This is a genomic window from Microcoleus sp. D2_18a_B4, assembly GCF_036702475.1.
Classification (GTDB): Bacteria; Cyanobacteriota; Cyanobacteriia; order Cyanobacteriales; family Microcoleaceae; genus Microcoleus.
The window spans coordinates 1-1334 of the sequence record NZ_JAUBTL010000148.1; the positions used below are offsets into that span (position 1 = coordinate 1).

The window sequence follows — 1334 nt, forward strand, 5'->3', positions numbered from 1 at the left end:
TTACCGGAAAACGAGAGGAAAGCCCCCGACTTCAGGCGTGGGGATGAACTCGGCAGCGGATGCGGCCGCCTACAGTCTTAGAAAAATCCTGGTTGATTTCTAAAAGCATGATATGATTATATCATGCTAACAGTAACTCACGAGTACAAACTACGTCCAACCAAATCTCAAGTTCAAATATTTGAGATTTGGTTGTCTGTTTGTCGTCAGGTTTATAACTATGCCTTGCGAGAACGGAAAGATTGGGTGAATTCTCGTAAGTCTTCTGTTAATGCTTGTTCGATAGTTGGTGAGTATATTATCTCACCGGATACTCCGAGACCAACCTATGCTAGTCAGTGCAAAGGTTTGGCAGAAGCTAAGAAGCATTGTCCCGAATTAAAGACCCCTCATTCGCAAGTATTGCAGCAAACTTTAAAGGTTTTAGAGTCGGCATTTGTGGCAATGTGGGAGAGAGGGCATGGGTTTCCTCGCTTCAAAAAACGGATGCGATCGTTTGTTTTCCCGGCTGTAAAGGATGCAGCAGTGGAGAATGGAAAGGTTAACCTGCCTAAGATTGGGTGGGTAAGGATGAAAATGTCTAGACCCACACCAGAGGGTTTTATACTCAAGCAAATTAGAGTAGTTAAAAGGGCATCAGGATATTTTGTCATGCTGACCTACCAGTTAGCAGTCAACCTGCCCGCTCGCCCACCGTCAGGACATCCATTAGGGGTAGATATTGGGCTTGACAAATACCTCGCAACTTCAGATGGAGAATTAGTCAACAGACCGAGATTTTTTCCGGCACTTCACCGCGAGTTGAAATCACTGCAGCGAAGATTAAAGCATCAAAGAAAAGGGTCTAATAATTGGCTTGATCTCCAGAAAAAGATTGCTAGAATTCATCAAAAAATCAGTGATACCAGAAAGGATTGGCACTATAAATTAGCTCATCGGTTATGTGACCAAGCAGGAATGATATTCGTTGAGGATATCAATTTTAAGGCTTGGGCAAAGGGGATGTTCGGTCAACATACTCTCGATGCAGCCTATGGTCAATTCTTCTCGATTCTGTCTCATGTGTGTTGGAAGCGCGGGGTGTATTTTGCTCGTGTTGATAAAAACTATACGAGTCAAATTTGCCCCCAATGTGGAACCCATACTGGTAAGAAAACCTTGGATGTCAGAATCCATAGTTGTCAGTCGTGCGGGTACACCACTGATCGCGATACAGCAGCAGCACAAGTAATTAGAGACAGAGGTATCCTTGCGGTCGGGCAGCTCGTGAGTAAAACTGCTTCTGGAGGCGTTCTATCGGCGATCGATAGTAATATCGGTCTAGAGTCGAGCCT

At 44.6% G+C, this 1334-nt stretch carries 1 protein-coding gene; it reads left to right on the top strand.

Annotation, left to right across the window (positions count from 1 at the left end; genetic code table 11):
- Positions 1-123 precede the first annotated feature (123 nt).
- A partial coding sequence (locus tag QUB04_RS32405; RefSeq protein ID WP_333290753.1) for a transposase occupies positions 124-1334 on the top strand: 1211 nt, incomplete at its 3' end.